At 33.7% G+C, this 16,588-nt stretch carries 18 protein-coding genes; 8 read left to right on the forward strand and 10 right to left on the reverse strand.

Translation table 11 applies throughout. The features are described 5' to 3' along the window. Positions 1-52 precede the first annotated feature (52 nt). From IMCC3317_RS14900 to IMCC3317_RS14910, 3 genes are all read right to left on the reverse strand, one after another. The gene (locus tag IMCC3317_RS14900; RefSeq protein WP_160130289.1) at positions 53-826 is read right to left on the reverse strand and encodes a tetratricopeptide repeat protein; all 774 of its coding nucleotides are present in this window, start codon (positions 824-826) and stop codon (positions 53-55) included. A gap of 41 nt (positions 827-867) precedes the next feature. Then, the gene (locus tag IMCC3317_RS14905; RefSeq protein WP_160130290.1) at positions 868-1,281 is read right to left on the reverse strand and encodes a hypothetical protein; all 414 of its coding nucleotides are present in this window, start codon (positions 1,279-1,281) and stop codon (positions 868-870) included. A gap of 156 nt (positions 1,282-1,437) precedes the next feature. Then, a complete protein-coding gene (locus tag IMCC3317_RS14910) occupies positions 1,438-2,016 on the reverse strand; it encodes a CvpA family protein (RefSeq protein WP_160130291.1) in 579 nt (192 codons plus the stop codon). Positions 2,017-2,192: 176 nt separating this feature from the next. On the opposite strand from IMCC3317_RS14910, the gene IMCC3317_RS14915 reads away from it, so the two are divergent. From IMCC3317_RS14915 to IMCC3317_RS14925, 3 genes are all read left to right on the forward strand, one after another. After that, entirely contained in the window at positions 2,193-2,549 is a 357-nt protein-coding gene (locus IMCC3317_RS14915; RefSeq protein ID WP_160130292.1) for a hypothetical protein, read from the forward strand. A 52-nt stretch (positions 2,550-2,601) separates the two neighbouring features. Next, positions 2,602-3,621, forward strand: a complete 1,020-nt coding sequence (pheS, locus tag IMCC3317_RS14920) for a phenylalanine--tRNA ligase subunit alpha (RefSeq protein ID WP_160130293.1) — start codon at positions 2,602-2,604, stop codon at positions 3,619-3,621. 150 nt (positions 3,622-3,771) lie between these two features. Then, the gene (locus IMCC3317_RS14925) at positions 3,772-4,167 is read left to right on the forward strand and encodes a hypothetical protein (protein WP_160130294.1); all 396 of its coding nucleotides are present in this window, start codon (positions 3,772-3,774) and stop codon (positions 4,165-4,167) included. A 640-nt stretch (positions 4,168-4,807) separates the two neighbouring features. Here IMCC3317_RS14925 and IMCC3317_RS14930 read toward each other — a convergent pair. Next, positions 4,808-5,809 (reverse strand): NAD(P)H-dependent glycerol-3-phosphate dehydrogenase, encoded by a 1,002-nt coding sequence (locus IMCC3317_RS14930; protein ID WP_160130295.1) that lies wholly within the window; start codon positions 5,807-5,809, stop codon positions 4,808-4,810. Between the two features lie 126 nt (positions 5,810-5,935). Between IMCC3317_RS14930 and IMCC3317_RS14935 the strand changes: the two genes are divergently transcribed. The 3 genes from IMCC3317_RS14935 to IMCC3317_RS14945 all read left to right on the forward strand — a co-directional run bounded on the left by IMCC3317_RS14935 (position 5,936) and on the right by IMCC3317_RS14945 (position 8,396). Beyond that, a complete protein-coding gene (locus tag IMCC3317_RS14935; RefSeq protein ID WP_160130296.1) occupies positions 5,936-6,880 on the forward strand; it encodes a nicotinic acid mononucleotide adenyltransferase in 945 nt (314 codons plus the stop codon). A 483-nt stretch (positions 6,881-7,363) separates the two neighbouring features. Next, a complete protein-coding gene (gene lysM, locus IMCC3317_RS14940; protein WP_160130297.1) occupies positions 7,364-7,870 on the forward strand; it encodes a peptidoglycan-binding protein LysM in 507 nt (168 codons plus the stop codon). 136 nt (positions 7,871-8,006) lie between these two features. Further along, positions 8,007-8,396, forward strand: a complete 390-nt coding sequence (locus IMCC3317_RS14945; protein ID WP_160130298.1) for a hypothetical protein — start codon at positions 8,007-8,009, stop codon at positions 8,394-8,396. Between the two features lie 645 nt (positions 8,397-9,041). On the opposite strand, the gene nadD is transcribed toward IMCC3317_RS14945, so the two are convergent. The 3 genes from nadD to IMCC3317_RS14960 all read right to left on the reverse strand — a co-directional run bounded on the left by nadD (position 9,042) and on the right by IMCC3317_RS14960 (position 11,346). Then, entirely contained in the window at positions 9,042-9,623 is a 582-nt protein-coding gene (nadD, locus tag IMCC3317_RS14950) for a nicotinate (nicotinamide) nucleotide adenylyltransferase (protein ID WP_160130299.1), read from the reverse strand. Between the two features lie 292 nt (positions 9,624-9,915). Continuing rightward, complete coding sequence (gmk, locus tag IMCC3317_RS14955) at positions 9,916-10,497, reverse strand: guanylate kinase (RefSeq protein ID WP_160130300.1); 582 nt, start codon at positions 10,495-10,497, stop codon at positions 9,916-9,918. After that, a complete protein-coding gene (locus tag IMCC3317_RS14960; RefSeq protein WP_262887046.1) occupies positions 10,498-11,346 on the reverse strand; it encodes a YicC family protein in 849 nt (282 codons plus the stop codon). Between the two features lie 198 nt (positions 11,347-11,544). On the opposite strand from IMCC3317_RS14960, the gene IMCC3317_RS14965 reads away from it, so the two are divergent. Then, positions 11,545-12,222 (forward strand): PrsW family intramembrane metalloprotease, encoded by a 678-nt coding sequence (locus tag IMCC3317_RS14965; protein ID WP_160130302.1) that lies wholly within the window; start codon positions 11,545-11,547, stop codon positions 12,220-12,222. Here the strand turns inward: IMCC3317_RS14965 and IMCC3317_RS14970 are convergent. Further along, positions 12,209-13,171: a YheT family hydrolase gene (locus tag IMCC3317_RS14970; RefSeq protein WP_160130303.1), complete on the reverse strand. Its 963-nt coding sequence runs from the start codon at positions 13,169-13,171 to the stop codon at positions 12,209-12,211. The two genes, IMCC3317_RS14965 and IMCC3317_RS14970, sit on opposite strands and share 14 nt — an antisense overlap. Before the next feature lie 52 nt (positions 13,172-13,223). Here IMCC3317_RS14970 and IMCC3317_RS14975 point away from each other — a divergent pair, with 52 nt between their 5' ends. Beyond that, positions 13,224-13,700, forward strand: coding sequence for an acyl-CoA thioesterase (locus IMCC3317_RS14975; protein ID WP_160130304.1), 477 nt, complete (start codon positions 13,224-13,226; stop codon positions 13,698-13,700). A 192-nt stretch (positions 13,701-13,892) separates the two neighbouring features. Here the strand turns inward: IMCC3317_RS14975 and IMCC3317_RS14980 are convergent, their stop codons facing one another. Further along, positions 13,893-15,053 (reverse strand): sodium:calcium antiporter, encoded by a 1,161-nt coding sequence (locus IMCC3317_RS14980; RefSeq protein ID WP_160130305.1) that lies wholly within the window; start codon positions 15,051-15,053, stop codon positions 13,893-13,895. Positions 15,054-15,065: 12 nt separating this feature from the next. Next, positions 15,066-16,586 (reverse strand): helix-hairpin-helix domain-containing protein, encoded by a 1,521-nt coding sequence (locus IMCC3317_RS14985; RefSeq protein WP_160130306.1) that lies wholly within the window; start codon positions 16,584-16,586, stop codon positions 15,066-15,068. Positions 16,587-16,588: the final 2 nt, after the last annotated feature.

The raw sequence follows: 16,588 nt of genomic DNA on the forward strand, positions 1-16,588 counted from the left end.
CAAAACCCGCTTAACTTTTAATGTTTGGCGGGTTTTTTTATGGATTGAAATTTTATTTATTATCACAATACACAAAAACTAAATCTTCAATAACTTTGTCACCTAGTTCATATGCTTTTTTCAAATCTATGCAAGCATCTTTGGTTTGCTCTTTGCTTGGCGTAATTGTTCCGCGTGTAGTAAGTATATTTATTTTTGCAGTTCCTCTATTTGCGTAAGCTTCCTTAATATTGGGTTTTAGTTCGATCACTTTTGTGTAATCTTTTATAGATTCTTCAAAAGCACCCAACATATCATTTGCCGTTCCACGAATAAAATGCACTTCGTAATCTTTCGGATTAATTTTTAAATATTGATCACAATTTTTTACAACTTCTTCGTAATTTCCTTCTGAACTGTGAATTCTGGCAAGCCAATACAAAGCAGCTTCCATCATAGAATGATTGTTGTTTTGAGTAACAACGTATTGATAATCTTCTTTAGCTTTCTCTAAATAACCTGCGTGCATTTTTGAAAGTCCACGATCAATAAAAGAAGCCAAATCTGCACTATCACGTTTAATTGCTTCTGTAAAATCAGTAATTGCCAAATCGTACTTTCTTAAACGATCATAGGAAAGTCCACGATTAATATAACAGGTTTTTTGAAGCGACGAATCATCAACAATTTTTAGTAATTCTGTATAATTTTTAATGGCTTTTTCAAACTTTCCAGTGCTAAAATTAGCAGTTCCTGTTTGGTATAATTCGACTAATTTATTTTGAGAAAAAGTCACTGTTGTAAGGAACATTCCAACAAACGTGATGATGATTTTTATGTAATTCATGAGTTAATGTAATTTAAAAAGTTGATTCACCAAAAATAAAATCAAACAAAAAGATCAATTACAAACGAAGCAAAACTATAAATAAGGTACAAAATGAGCGCAATAAACAAGAAGATCATTCCTAAGCAACATCCACAATTTTTGCTTCTTTTCCCTTGAAACGTTTCAAATCTGCTATTTGTTTCATTGGTTTGATGATCCTCAAATACTGTAACTCCTTCTACTGGCAAAAAATAACCACGCCAAGAACCTTCATCAATTGATAAAACCCAATCCGTTCCGCAAAACGTACATTGATAATTGTCTTCAAGCGACTTATTTTCAGTTTCGTTTGCATTTACGACGCGAACAAAAGTTCCTTCAACACATTTGGTTTCCAGTACTTTTTCGAAAGTTTTAAAATCTTTTTGTGAAGAAAAATTTTTTGCGGTAAGTGGCGTACAATGTTCGCACATGAGTTATAAATATAAAGTTGAAAAGTTATGCTTAATTCGTTTTTACTTTTTTAGATTTTCCTTTCAAAGAATCTATATTCAATTTTTTTTGAAACGGTTTTAGGTCTTTGGCAAGATGCGTTTCATGAATTTTAGATGGCGTACATTTTTCACACATTATTCTTCGTTTTCAAGTTCTTCTATCTGTTTTAAATCTTCTTCCAGCTCTCGTTGTACTTCTTCGTCTTCATCATCATCCTGAAATTGTGGTGTTTCTTCCAAAACATACGCAAACACAAAGCCGCCAACTTCTCTTACAGGTTCGTATAATACAGATTCTTCAATCTTCTCACCTTCTACAAACTCCATTGTATTGTTGGTTTTATCAAAAAAGACCAACACAGCGCCAGCAATGATTGCTATTTTCAATCCGCCAAAAGCGCCACCAAGCAATTTATTTAAAATTCCTAACGCGGCAAAATCTGCAATCTTTGTCAAAAGCTTTCCTGCAATTGTTATCAAAACTAAAATTACGACGAACGTAATCGCGAAAGCGGTCAAATTAATATATTTCTCGTCCCAACTTTCAAACTGTTCACTCAAAAAATCACCAGCGAAGTACGAAAAGTGAATCGCGCCGTAAATTCCAGCAATCAAAGCAACCAACGAAGCAACTTCAACAAAAAGTCCTTTCATGAGTCCGCGCACAAATCCAAACAAGATCAATCCGCCCAAAATAATGTCAATAAAGTTCATGAGAATCGAGTTTTAACAAATATAGAACTTTTATTCAAAGTGTTTTATTGTTGTACGAATTGTAAAATTCGTGCAACATTGAGCGAAGTCGTAATGCTGACTCCCAAAAACTAACTAATATTTGTATACGATTCTTTCTAAACTACCTACCTTTGCAGTCGAAAAAGAAGGGAATTATGGCAAGAGACGAACAATTAAAGGTACGATGGACGCTATTAGTGGAAAAATTGACGCTTCAATTTGCAGAAGGAGATACGCTAGATTTGGACGCAATTATCTATTTAATTGGCGTTCAAGAATTGGGTCAAATACATAAAACATTCAAAAAAGACGAAAAAGTAAACCTCATGCACATTGCAATTTGTCGTTTGTTGGAGCCTTATGGATATTACGAATTTGACTATTTTGATGATGATAGTTGGCCACATTACAAGTTTAAAGAAGAACTACCAACATTAAAAGCTGGCGAACAAACCGTTTTAATGAAAGAAGCCATTGTCAACTACTTTTTAGAAAAGGAATACATTCAATAATTGATATAAGTTAGTTTTGCTTAAATTTGCATGCTAAATTAAGAAGATCGTCATGATAGATAAGATCAAGGAACATATTGCTGAGGTAGAAAAGTTTACTACACAAGCAAAAGAAGACATTGAAAACTTCAGAATTAAATACTTAGGTAAAAAAGGATTGTTAAATGATTTTTTTGCTGAGTTTAAGAATGTTCCGAATGAACAAAAGAAAGAATTTGGGCAAACGATCAATAAGCTAAAAGAAGTTGCTCAAGATAAAGTAAACGCTTTAAAAGAAGCTTTAGAAAACAAGGCGGAAGAAAAAGGTGTTTATGGCGATTTAACACGTCCTGCGCAACCAATTGAAATTGGCGCGCGTCATCCGATATCATTAGTGAAAAATCAAATTATAGATATTTTTTCTCGCATTGGATTTGATGTGTCAGAAGGACCAGAAATTGAAGACGATTGGCACAACTTTACGGCGTTGAATCTTCCTGAATATCATCCAGCGCGTGACATGCAGGATACATTTTTCATTCAAACAAATCCAGATATTTTATTACGAACGCACACAAGTTCTGTGCAAGTTCGATACATGGAAAATAACAAACCTCCAATTCGTACAATATCTCCTGGAAGAGTATATCGTAATGAAGCGATTTCGGCACGTTCTCACTGCTTTTTCCATCAAGTGGAAGGTTTATATATAGATAAAGACGTAAGTTTTGCAGACTTAAAACAAACCTTGCAACACTTCACAAAAGAGATGTTTGGAAAGTCGAAAATTAGGTTGCGCCCTTCATATTTCCCGTTTACAGAACCAAGCGCGGAAGTAGATGTATATTGGGGATTGGAAACGGAAACTGATTATAAAATCACCAAAGGAACAGGTTGGTTGGAAATTATGGGCTGTGGAATGGTAGACCCGAATGTGTTGGAAAATTGCGGGATTGATTCAAAAGAATATTCCGGATTTGCCTTCGGAATGGGAATCGATCGTATTGCGATGTTAGTTCATCAAATTAGCGACATTCGTTTATTAAGCGAAAATGATGTGCGTTTCTTAGCGCAATTCAAATCTGCATTGTAACATAACGTCATTACGAGCGATAGCGAAGTAATCTGTTTGTTTAATAAACAGATTGCCACAACTTTTTCAAAGTCTCGCAATGACTGAGTTTAAAACTTTTTTTGAAAGTAATTAGAAATAAATTCCTGCTTTACCACAATAGTATACGAAATGAAAAAAGACATTGAAATTCTTGAAATAAAAGATGTATACGTTGCCATTGTGCGCCAATGGAATACAGAATACGAGTTTCACGATTGGAACGCTTTTATCATTAATGACAAAGACGTTGATTTGGAAATGGTATTAATTGTTTCCAAAGGATCTGACGAAACGCGCAAAACGCCAATAATGCGTCACAAACTGGAAAAATTACCTGCAAAATCATGTGCAAAAATTGAATTTATGCCTGAGAATTTATTGGAATTGAGCAATGAGTTTTTGGTAACTTTCTTTGAGAACAATCGCATGTTTGATAAAAAGTTTGTCTTTGAGAAAAACACGATCAACGAAAATGTGATTGCCGAAGTTCCGCTGATGACAGACAAAGGTGTTTTGGGGAAATAGTCTTCGAGAACCTCAGACTACGATTGTAGAACACTGAGCAGAGTCGAAGTGTAGATCGCTACGCTTTTAGGCTTTTCAATCATTAAATCTTTTAATTTTTAAATCTAAATAATGGCGTGCCCGAAAACGGTCAGGCTTTCGGCTATATCTTTTTTAAAATGCAGTCATTGCGAGACAAATTTGTAATTTATTGTAACAATCTGTTTATCGACAAGCAGATTACTTCGTCATACTTCCTCGTAATGACGAGTTCAAAAATAAAAAAAGGATGCCGCTTCAATCTTTCACGCAATATGTGCTTCAATTTGCATATTAAGTAAATTTTCAAATAAAAATATAAAGGGTTTTGTAAAGTTCTAGAGTTTGCTTTTATGCAGAATAGAAATGAAAACACGTTAAGAATTTTTGAAGCCTTGGAAAAAATTAAGTGTTTTCATTTCGGTTTTAGTTCTTTCAGAAAAGAACTAAAAATTCCTCATAAAAGTGCCCTTTCTTTTGGTTCATTTTCTTTGGGCAAGCAAAGAAAAGAACGAAGAATACTAAAAATTCAATTTAAATTCAATAAGTAAATATGTTATAGAGAGGTTTCTCAAAGAACAACATTTATAAACGAACTTTTCAAATTGACACATTAAAAAAATCAATCCAACTTATCAGTCAATTTTTCAAATACTTTCTTCGGATCTTTATTCTCATACAAAATAGCGTAGACTGCATCAACAATTGGCATATTTGTTTTCTTATCGTTTGTCTGATTCAACAAATAAGCACTATTTGTTGCGTAATAACCTTCAGCAACCATATTCATTTCCAACTGCGCAGAACGAACTGTGTAGCCTTTTCCAATCATGTTTCCGAACATGCGGTTTCTGGAGAATACCGAATATCCAGTTACTAACAAATCGCCCAAATAAGCAGAATCATTGATGTTACGTTTCATCTTATGTCGTTTCTTAATAAAGCGTTTCATCTCGCGAATAGCGTTGCTCATTAATACACTTTGAAAATTATCGCCATACCCAAGTCCGTGTGCAATTCCGGCAGCAATAGCGTAAATATTTTTCAACATTACAGCATATTCTGTCCCAATGACGTCGTCACTAATTTTTGTTTTGATATAACTACTTGATAATTGATCGGCAATATGCTGTGCTTTTTCTGCATCGACACAAGAAATCGTTAAATAGGACAAACGTTCCAACGCAACTTCTTCTGCATGACAAGGTCCGGCAATAACGGCAATATTCTCAAAAGGAATTTTATACACATCATGAAAATGCTCGCCAACCAACAATCCAGACTCTGGAATAATACCTTTTACAGCAGAAACAATAGTTTTACCTTCAATAGTAGCTGACAGTTTTTGCAATTCGCCATAAATAAAAGCAGACGGAATTACAAAAATTAACACATCTGCATAATTTGCCATTTCGTTAATATCGTTGCTTAGTTTTAGCTTATCAATATTAAACTCTACCGAACTTAAATAACTCGGATTGTGTTGTTCTTTTAATAAATGTTCTTTTGTGTATACACTTCGCATGTACCAACCAACTTCATCTAGGTTTTCACAAAGCATTTTCACAATTGCGGTTGCCCAACTTCCAGCGCCAAAAACAGCATATTTCAATTTCGTGTCCATAAACGTTTCATCTATAATTCAAAAATACGCAAAATATTACTCTTATGTTGCTATTGAAAATCAGCAGTTTACTTTTTTGGCATGTGTTTTGAATGTAGATAAACAAGAACATTAAATGATTGGCTTATGAAAACTATAAAATTACTCTTAACAATTACCCTATTTAGCACGCTGTTGACATCATGTTATACAGAAGTTATTGTAGAAGACACAATTATTGACGAGCCAGGAATTACGTTGAATCAATTATTAAGCTCGTATGAATTGTGGTATGTAAACATAAATGAAACTACTGGAAACGGTGAAGTTCCATTTTTACAACGCGCATTTACAGTTTCATTCAGAAACGGAACGTTATATGCAAACAACAATATTTCAGGAATAGGAACCAATGGAAACGGATATGGAATTGATGTTGGAGCCTACGGAACCGATTTTGAATTTGTAGATATCGATCACGATATTGACGGATATTATCCGTTGCGAGTATATCAAGTAAGCGGAAATAAAATTCGTTTGCACGATAGTTCAAGCAATACGAGTTATTACTTAACAGGATATCAACGTGCAAATTTTGATTACGACTTTGTATTCTATGACAACATTCACTATTTATTACAAGAATTTACAGCGTGGAAAAAAACATATACAAGTCAGGCAGGAATGTTAAATGCTTTTGATGATGAAAATTTCTTAACGTTTTTAGCTGGTGGAAATGATGATACATTTTTATCGTCTACAGATGCTGAAAATACGCCAATTGCAGACTTAATATATGACTACGAAGGAATTTACGAAGTATACGATGTAGCTGGCGATCCGTACGCGAAAGTTTTAACATTAGATTATGATTACTTGGACAATGAATATTTCGAATTGAACGTTATTGATGACGGAACCATAGAGTTGTTTCACCCAGATTCAGGAACAACTTACGAATTTCAAGGAAGAGGTTACATACAATATTTACGTCCGTCAACAGATGGAAGCTCGACTAAATTGAAGCAGACGGACAAAAAACGAAAAAAGATTATCAATAAGAAGTTCAACAAGGACGACTTTAAGAAATAAAAATATAAAGACTTTGGTTGGTTAGTTAGTTTAGAAACAGTTTTCACATTCGTGTGGAGACTGTTTCTTTTTTAGTGAAACTCAGTTTTGAAAAGCCTGTAAAGGCGCATACAAAATTGTAAGTTGAACTAACTCCGTTGAAGAACGGAGTCTGTTGAAAATTATTTCAAATTTTCCTTTCTAGTATAATTTATTTATAGAAGTCTAAAAGGCAAACTCAATAGTGTAAGTTGAACTAACTCCGTTGAAGAACGGAGTCTGTTGAAATTTATTTCAAATTTTCCTTTCTCTTCACAAATTATAGCTGACAATAAGTTTCTTGAAAAATCTATAAAAATACATATCAAACTGTAAATAAAAGAGTTTTTTTGCAGTACATCGTATAGTTACGGAAATGCGATTGAACTTTTGAAGATTGCTCGATTTTTCGTACTTTTACAATTCAATAATAAACAGTTTAATAACAATTAAAAACAAAGAATCATGGGATTATTTTCATTCATTAAAGATGCTGGAGCTAAATTATTTGGCGGAAAAACATCAGCTGAAAAAGCAGCGGAAGAAGCAGAAGAAAAAGCAACAGAACACTTAGAAGCAATTGCAGCTAAGAAAGCAAAAGATGAAGCTTCTATTAAAGAAACGATCAACGATTTAGACTTACACGTGGAAAATTTACACGTTTCTCTTGAAGGCGATACGGCAATTATTAGTGGTAAAGCACACGACCAAGCAACCAAAGAAAAAGTAGTTTTATTGGTAGGAAATACACATGGAATTGCAATGGTTGATGACAGAATGGAAGTGGAACATAAAGAACCAGAAGCACAATTTCACACGGTAGCAAAAGGAGATACACTTGGTAAGATTGCGAAAAAATATTATGGAAATGCGATGAAATATCCAACCATATTTGAAGCAAACAAGCCTATGTTGAAAGATCCAAACCTAATATATCCAGGACAAGTATTACGAATTCCAGCATTAAAATAATATAGAAACATGAAAAACTCCTCAACTTTGAGGAGTTTTTATTGAATTTAAGTTAAAAACCTACAAAAAAGGGGAAAAGTACCCTTGTTTCATACCTCGAAAATCTTCTAATATTGCGTTATAAACAAACCAATACATGAGAAGCTACCGACCGTTAATCATTATCCCGCTTTCAATACTCTTATTGATCCTATTAGGAATTACATCTTTTGTGACACCTAAAAAGGACATCATTGGCGCTTGGGTTTCTCAAGAAAATCCAGAATATAAACTAGAATTTCTTCAAAACGGAATCTGCAAAGATTATTACGCAAATAAAGAACACAAACAATATCACTATACAATTTCTACGGAATGTGATGAAAATAGCGCGTATCGTTCGTTATTCGTTAAAATAGAAGACGATGAAGGTTTCTTTTCAAAATGCTATGAACTAAAAGGCGGCAACGAAAGCGACGATGGAATTTTGGTATTAGCCGACACAGAGAAAGATGAAGAGTATTTGTATACGAAGATTGATAATTGAAAAATTAGATTTTAGACCGCTTTGCTTTTAGAATATAGAATATAGACTTGGTCTTGACTATTTGAGAACTTTTTCTAGGAACACAAGTCACATTTTCAAATTAACGAATCATCAAACGTCATTTCGAGTAAAATTCTACAAGAATTTTGTATCGAGAAATGCTTTAGAAACACAAACTACATTTTCAAATTGACTAATCATCAAATCATCAAATTAAAAGAATAAAGATCGCTTTGCTTTTAAAATCAAGAATATAGATTTGTTCGAAACGCAGAAACATTTCAAATCACCAAACGTCATTTCGAGTAAAATTCTGCAAGAATTTTGTATCGAGAAATGCTTTAGAAACACAAACTACATTTTCAAATTGACTAATTTTCAAATCATCAAATTTAATAAAGATCGCTTCGCTTATAGAATAAAGAATATAGACTTGTTTGTGACTATTTGAGAACCTTTTTAGAAGCACAAACTCCATTTCAAATCAACCAATCAACAAACTTTCAAATCACCAAACGTCATTTCGAGTAAAATTCTACAAGAATTTTGTATCGAGAAATGCTTTGAAGCACAAACTCCATTTTCAAATTGATTCATCTTCAAATTTTCAAATTGACTAATTTTCAAATCATCAAATTGAAAAATTCACTTTCTATAAAAATTCATCTCATCAATATATTCCCAAACATGTTGGGGCAATAACGGTTTAATGTTTTTCTGATCTTTAATTGCTTTCCGAATAAACGTAGAAGAAATCTCCATAATTGGCGCGTTGACACGATGAATCTTTGGATGATCTGTAAATTGATGTTCCGCAATTCCTTCTGAAATTCTCGGATACACATACACATCGTGGTTTTTTAGAATCACTTCGTAATTTTTCCACTTGTGTAAACTTTTCAAATTATCTTCGCCCATAATAAGGCAAAATTCATGTGTTGGATATTTTTCTTGAAGATGCGCTAAGGTATTTGTAGTGTAATTTGGTTGCGGTAAATCGAATTCTATCTTGCTCGGCTTAATTTTCGGATATTCTTCCGTAGCAATCATCACCATTTGATATCGATGATGATTATCAAGCAATGTACTTTTCTTCTTAAATGGATTGTGTGGCGTTACAACCATCCAAATGGCGTCTAAATCGCTGTATTCTGCCATGTGATTGGCAATTGCCAAATGTCCGATGTGAATAGGATTAAATGTGCCAAAATACAAACCAATTTTCATCTGTATATTTTTATTTGATTAATGCGAATTAGATATAAGTTTTTAAAAATTCCTGTAAAGTATCTTAAGGGAACACATTGTTTCTATTTTCGTTTTCTTTGTTCGCACAAAGAAAAGAAACAAAAGAAAGTGCGTTTTTCCAGAGGTGTTTTTAGTTTTTTCTCTGAAAAACTAAAACCGCATTCATTTTTCTAAATTTTTTCCAAGGCTTCAAAAATTCTTAACGAAAAATGCCTGCTACACTTCGGAAAAAGAGTGTAATGGGAAAAATGAGTAACCAATTTTCATCTGTCTACTTTTTTTCGAGTCCGATAAATTTAGCAACTACTTTTTCCGCTTCGGCTTTCGCTCTGTCTAAATCGTCATTCAAAATAATAACATCAAACAAAGGAGCAGTTGCCATTTCTGCGGCAGCTTTTGCGACGCGCATATTAATTTTATCTTCGTTTTCTGTATTTCTATTTTTCAGTCTAATAATCAAATCATTGATACTTGGCGGTTCCACAAAAATGGTTAGTGTATCTTCTGGAAACTTTCGTTTAATTCGCAATCCGCCAGAAACATCAATATCAAAAATGACGTTTTTTCCAGCATCGCAAATACGATCAATTTCGGTTTTCAATGTTCCGTAAAAATTGTCGCGATATACTTCTTCCCATTCTACAAATTCCTTATTTCGAATTTTATCCATAAACTGTTCTATAGACAAAAAATAATAATCTTTTCCTTCAACTTCAATAGCGCGTTTTTCACGAGAAGCTGCCGAAATAGAAAACTGTAAATTCAGTTCAGGAATTTTTAATAAATGTTGAACAATAGTCGTTTTTCCTGCGCCAGAAGGAGCTGCAAATACAATTAACTTACCTCTTTTCATTTACAACACATTTAAAAGTTGCTCTTTAATTTTTTCCAATTCGTCTTTCATCTGAACCACCAATTGTTGCATTGGCGCGTAATTAGATTTAGAACCAATCGTATTAATTTCACGACCAATTTCTTGTGTAATAAAACCTAATTTTTTTCCGTTTGAATCTTCAGAATGTAACGATTTTGAAAAATAATCCAAGTGATTTGCCAAGCGAACTTTTTCTTCCGTAATGTCAAATTTCTCTAAATAATAAATCAATTCTTGTTCAAAACGATTTTCGTCAACCTTTTCTTTTAAAGTATCTAATGCTGTACGAAGTCGCTCTTTTACAGAAGCCATACGTTCGTCATCAATCTCAATAATGCTATTCAATATGTTTGAAATATTTTGCACGCGTAATAAAAAGTCTTGTTCTAACACTTTTCCTTCTTCCAAACGATATTCGTTGAGCTCTTTAATAGCATGTAGCAATGCTTTTTCAATCACTTCAAATTCCTTTTCGTCTATTTCTTCGCGTTCTGTTTTCAATGCATCTGGCATACGAATTACCATTTTCAACAACTCTACATCTTTAGCTTCTGGTTCAATATCGCGAAGTTGACGCATATATTGTTTTACAACCGCTTTGTTGATTACAGTAGAAGTTTCTTCCGCAGTTGCTTCTATATACAACGAAAAATCAACTTTTCCTCTCACTAAAGCACTCGCAATTGTTTTACGCATTCCCAATTCTTTTTCTCGATATGAAGAAGGAATTCGAGCGTTTAAATCCAAACTCTTACTGTTCAGTGATTTTAATTCGATGGTAATTTTTTTAGACGGAAGTTGTTCTACAGACTTTCCGAATCCGGTCATAGACTTTATCATAGCGACAAAAATACTAAAAATAGCGATAAAGCTTCGGATTATCAGTAGCTATTCTATACGTTTTGAAGACTTTTATAAAAACTGTTTTTTGGCTTTCGCCGAAATTTTAACGCATTGCACTGATGATAAACTGAGAGAAACACCTCATTTTCCTCTATGTTTTTATATTTTTGACAAAACGCACCAATGGAATTAGTATTATTATCAATAGCGCCTGCGTTACTGGTTATGATTTACATTTATTATAGTGACAAATATGACAAGGAACCGCGTCATCTGTTATTTATATGTTTCTTATTTGGTGCCGTTGGAAGCATTTTTTTAGCTGCAATTTCACACTTTTTCGTTTCAAAATATTATCCCGAATTTGAAGAACAAATTATTTGGATTCAGTTCTGCAAAGCTTTCGTTGTAGTAGCTTTAGTAGAAGAATTTAGCAAATATATTTTTGTTCGCTATTTTGCACAAACACGCAAAGCCTTTGACGAACCTTTTGACGGAATTGTCTACGCAGTAATGGTTTCTATGGGTTTTGCGGTCACAGAAAACTTGGCGTATGCATTTCAAGGCGGAATAGAAGTTGCGTTATATAGAGCGTTTACAGCAGTTCCTGCACATGCAACTTTTGGTATTATTATGGGTTATTATATGGGAAAAGCTAAATTTTCAAGATATCGCGTTCGATACAACCTCATGGGATTGGCGTTGGCAGTTTTCTTTCATGGAATCTATGATTTCTTCTTATTCATCAATTACATTCCAGGAATTTCGGTTGGCGCGTTTATGTCGTTAGCTATTGGAATATTATTATCACAAAAAGCCATTCGAATTCATCAAGAAAATTCACACTTTAAACCGAAGTAGCAAAACTCAAAGCTTGTGATTCTGTGTGGTAAATTTTACCAAATTCAAAAAAACCAACATGTCCGCCATATTTTGGCATTTCTAAATACAAATCATTATTTGCTTCCGCTTCTTTAATTGGGTAACAATCTTCAGACAAAAAAGAATCATTTAAGGCATTAATAATTAATGTTGGCGTTTTAATGTAGCGTAAATACTGTAAGGAAGAACACTTTTTATAATAATCCAACGCGTCTTTATAGCCATGTGCTTTGGAAGAATATAAATCGTCTATTTTAAATAAAGTATCAGCTTTTTTAATGTTTTCTATATTCAGTAATTGCGGAAATGAACGATTTTTTTCCATGAGTTTTCCATGCAAATGCTTTACAAAACGATTTGTGTACAACCGATTTTCCAACCGATCCATTTGTTGTAATGAACCATGTAAAGAGCATGGAACCGAAATAGCAATACCAGCTTTTACTTCTTTTGGAACACGAATTGGTTCGCCCAAATACTTCAACAACATGTTTCCGCCTAAACTAAATCCTTTTATAATAATATGATCGTATTGCGGATGATTGGTAAGTACATGCGTAACAACTTCTCTTAAATCTTCGGTTGCGCCAGCGTTGTAAGATCGATATAAACGATTGGATTCGCCACTACAACCTCTAAAGTTCATCGCAATAGCATCGTATTCATTATCATTAAATAATTTTGCGGATCGAGTTATGTAAGCGCGTTGCGCATTTCCTTCCAAACCGTGTAACAAAATGATGACTTTGTTGGTTTTCTTCTTGGCGAAACTCCAATCTAAATCTATAAAATCACTATCGCTCAAGATAATGCGTTCTCTTTTCTGTTCAATTTTTGCACCTTTTCGAAACAAGCCTGAATAAACTGTTGAAAAATGACCATTTTTAAAAACAAATGGTGGATCGTAATATGTATTTAATATTGGCAAATTAAAAAAGTTTAAACGAGTTCATTACTTTTGATAAAAAAATAAATATACAATGTATTTTAAAGAATTTGAAATTCGATGGAGTGATTTAGACGCAAATCGTCATTTAGCCAACTCCGCTTACATAAATTTTATGAGTCATACGCGTATGGGTTTCCTTATTGAAAGTGGATTTACGCAACGTGAATTAGCCAAACAAAATATTGGTCCTGTGGTGTTTTATGAACATATCTATTATTTTAAAGAAGCATTTTTGGGAAAACCAGTCAAGGTTTCGTTAGAAGTTGCAGGTTTAAGCGAAGACGGAATGTTCTTTGAGTTTCTTCATAATTTTTATGATGCAAACGGAAAAAACTTTGCAAGTTGCGAAATTATGGGCGCATGGATTGATTTAAAATCTCGCCAATTGATTGGATTACCAACAGAATTTAACAAAGCTTTGCGCGATGTGCCACGTGCAAAAACATTCAAAATATTGACAAAAGAAGATACACGGAAATTTGGCAAGAAGCCTGAGAATTTGGAGTAGGTTTTATCAAAATCATGAAATAAAAAAAGAGGCTGTCTAAGAAGCTGTCATTGCGAATGAAATGAAGCAATCTGTCAAATTTAAGTTATCGACTTACAGATTACTTCGAAATGAAAAATTTCTCGTAATGACGTTGTTTAAACCTTTTTAGACAATCTCTTTTCTATATTAAAAAATAGTAATCTTCAAGAATTACTTCCAAAAACGAAGTGTTTCTACAAAGTCATTAATAGTTTGTAACCACTGACTTACTTGTAATGCTGTTTCAGAATCTGCCGATCTACCGAAAATGTATACTGTAAATACTACATAAATTAGCAATAATAAAACTGCGCTTACAATTCCCATTTTTGGTTTTACAATGTAAATAATGAATGCCAACAATGTAAATATGAATAGTAAAATTCGGAGTTCAGCTACATTTTGAATCGTATCTGGGCTCATTACGATTGGTCCGTAGATGATTGTAAATAGGAACAATGGAAATCCTAAAGCAAAACATACATCGAATATGTTACTTCCTAATGCATTTGAAACCGCATCATCATAGTTTCCTTTTTTAGCATCTTTCATAGATAAAATAGTATCCGGCACACTTGTCGCTGCACTTGCTAAAATTACTGCAATAAAGTAAATAGGAATGTTTAGTTCGTCACCTAACCATTCACACGATTTTACTAATAGTAAACACGCGCCACCAATGACTAACATTGCAAAAATTAACAATGTCCAACCATTTTTTGAATTGATTTTATCTTTTATAAATACAGGTTCTAAGTTTAGTGTGATTAGATTCATAAAGAAACCAGCATCTGCTTCATCCTCATCCTCGTCTTCATCTTCTTCTTCCTCGTCATCTTCTTCTGCGCCAGCTTTTTTCATAGAACTAAGCATATAAATTGCGTATACTGCGTATAATCCCATTAAAATTAAACCATGTGTCCAATTTAGAGACGCATCGCCCAATAAAAATATTAAGACCAATTCACAGATTAAAAGTGAAATTCCATCTCTTAGTAATACTTTTTTAGAGACTTCTACATGTGAAGTCACACCTTTGATGACAACTACTAAGATGACAACTGCAGGAATAATCATTCCGTTAAAAATGGCGCTACCTGCTGTAGTTCCAATTCCGCCGGCAAATCCGTCTTTATCTTTTAAAACAAATAGGAAAAATAATGTGGTAAATAATTCTGGCATCGAGGAGCCAATTGCGTTTATGGTTGCACCACGAACACCTTCGCTAAGGTTTCTTCCTAAGTATTCCGAAGCTGCTTCAAAGCCGTCACTGGCGCGCCAAATGATAATACAGCAAAGTACAATTAATAGTATTGAAATGAGAATCCACATAGAGTTGTTAGTTTATTGGTTAGTTATTGTTATAGTTGCTACTCTGTTTCCTTTATCAGTAGCGAGTAATAATTTGTTTCCGTTTATTAGTTCTACACTTTGTCCTATTGGAATTTCGGTGTCATTCGTTACATCTTTTAGTGTCATTAAAGCTTCATTAATTAACAACCATTTTCCTTGGTGAAAAGCGAAATAACCCAATCTCTTTTTATCTTGATTGGTTAGTTTTTCATTTCTGATAATATTTCTGTCTACATGCCATTTGTGCAATGTTGTATTGTGGCAAATGACCAAACGTTGATTTTCAGGTTTCCAAACATTGGGTTTAAATTCATAGAAAAAATCTAAAACTGGAATGGAATTTCTGTATTGCGTTCCGCAGAAAGGACATTTTGTGACTTTAGAATTATCAAATATAAACCATTGCTGATCGCACGCATGATTGCTACATTTTAGCTTTAAATCGTCTGTTTTAATCAACGCTTGTTCCCAGCTTTCTGCAATTGGACGTTCTCTCGGATTTTGAAGTCCTTTTATAAATGCACGATCGAATAATGCTTTTAAATAAGGTCCTGCAATTGAGTATGGCGTACTTTTAAGATCTGTCCACGGATGAAAATTTTTCACATTATCACCGTATTCTCGTTTAAAGTTTCTGTTTTTATCGTCGGTTGGATGTTCTATAAATAGTGCTTTCTCGCCCATTAATAAATCTTCCTCTTCATCAGCTTCCATTTGTCCAAAGTAGTTTCCGCCACGCAATGGATGTCTGTAAAATAAGTACATGTATATTAAAACCGCAAGCGCGTGCAAATCGGTATGTCGGTTTGGCAAATTACGCTTCGGATCTTTTACATCTAAGTGTTTCGTGGCAATTACTTCTGGCGCAATAAAATCGGCGGTTCCAATTACTTCTGGCGGATATAATCCTGGGACAACCAATCCGTCAATGTCAATAATGGCGGCAGTTTTCGTTACAGGATCAATCAATACATTTTTATATGATAAGTCAGAATGTGCCAATCCTGCGGCGTGCAATCTTTTGACACCACGAGAAATATTTACACATACTTGAAAGTAACTCAGCCAATTGCCAAGTTCTGATTTTGCCAAGCGCAGTTTTGAAGTTTTCGATCTAAATTTGGCACTTGCATACCATTTTCCTTCTTTTTCAGCACCTTTTAGTAAATCGAGACTTTCATATCCTTTCGCAAAGAAGAAATTTTTAGAATACGTTGGCACTACGATTCCGATCAAGTCCTTTTCCTTAATTACATCGGTTGGCCACGAGTATAATTCTTTATAATAATCGCCACCTTCACGTTCAAAAAAGCTTTTGTAATACGTAGTAACAATCTTCTTTAAGCGTTCAATGGAATTGTAATTTTGCTTGTCTCTGTAAAAAGCAACAACATAATCTTTGTTTGGACTAAAATATACATCTTTCATTCCGCCGCGCATCGGATCACCGTTATCAACATATTGATAACTTTTGGAAGTGTCTATTATAGATGTTACTGTTTTTGTAGCCATAG

It is taken from the genome of Kordia antarctica (assembly GCF_009901525.1).
GTDB lineage: Bacteria > Bacteroidota > Bacteroidia > Flavobacteriales > Flavobacteriaceae > Kordia > Kordia antarctica.

Coding starts and splice junctions, on each gene's coding strand:
- IMCC3317_RS14900 (WP_160130289.1), bottom strand. CDS start 826: ATGAATTACATAAAAATCATCATCACGTTTGTTGGAATGTTCCTTACA.
- IMCC3317_RS14905 (WP_160130290.1), bottom strand. CDS start 1,281: ATGTGCGAACATTGTACGCCACTTACCGCAAAAAATTTTTCTTCACAA.
- IMCC3317_RS14910 (WP_160130291.1), bottom strand. CDS start 2,016: ATGAACTTTATTGACATTATTTTGGGCGGATTGATCTTGTTTGGATTT.
- IMCC3317_RS14915 (WP_160130292.1), top strand. CDS start 2,193: ATGGCAAGAGACGAACAATTAAAGGTACGATGGACGCTATTAGTGGAA.
- pheS (WP_160130293.1), top strand. CDS start 2,602: ATGATAGATAAGATCAAGGAACATATTGCTGAGGTAGAAAAGTTTACT.
- IMCC3317_RS14925 (WP_160130294.1), top strand. CDS start 3,772: ATGAAAAAAGACATTGAAATTCTTGAAATAAAAGATGTATACGTTGCC.
- IMCC3317_RS14930 (WP_160130295.1), bottom strand. CDS start 5,809: ATGGACACGAAATTGAAATATGCTGTTTTTGGCGCTGGAAGTTGGGCA.
- IMCC3317_RS14935 (WP_160130296.1), top strand. CDS start 5,936: ATGAAAACTATAAAATTACTCTTAACAATTACCCTATTTAGCACGCTG.
- lysM (WP_160130297.1), top strand. CDS start 7,364: ATGGGATTATTTTCATTCATTAAAGATGCTGGAGCTAAATTATTTGGC.
- IMCC3317_RS14945 (WP_160130298.1), top strand. CDS start 8,007: ATGAGAAGCTACCGACCGTTAATCATTATCCCGCTTTCAATACTCTTA.
- nadD (WP_160130299.1), bottom strand. CDS start 9,623: ATGAAAATTGGTTTGTATTTTGGCACATTTAATCCTATTCACATCGGA.
- gmk (WP_160130300.1), bottom strand. CDS start 10,497: ATGAAAAGAGGTAAGTTAATTGTATTTGCAGCTCCTTCTGGCGCAGGA.
- IMCC3317_RS14960 (WP_262887046.1), bottom strand. CDS start 11,346: ATGACCGGATTCGGAAAGTCTGTAGAACAACTTCCGTCTAAAAAAATT.
- IMCC3317_RS14965 (WP_160130302.1), top strand. CDS start 11,545: ATGGAATTAGTATTATTATCAATAGCGCCTGCGTTACTGGTTATGATT.
- IMCC3317_RS14975 (WP_160130304.1), top strand. CDS start 13,224: ATGTATTTTAAAGAATTTGAAATTCGATGGAGTGATTTAGACGCAAAT.
- IMCC3317_RS14980 (WP_160130305.1), bottom strand. CDS start 15,053: ATGTGGATTCTCATTTCAATACTATTAATTGTACTTTGCTGTATTATC.
- IMCC3317_RS14985 (WP_160130306.1), bottom strand. CDS start 16,586: ATGGCTACAAAAACAGTAACATCTATAATAGACACTTCCAAAAGTTAT.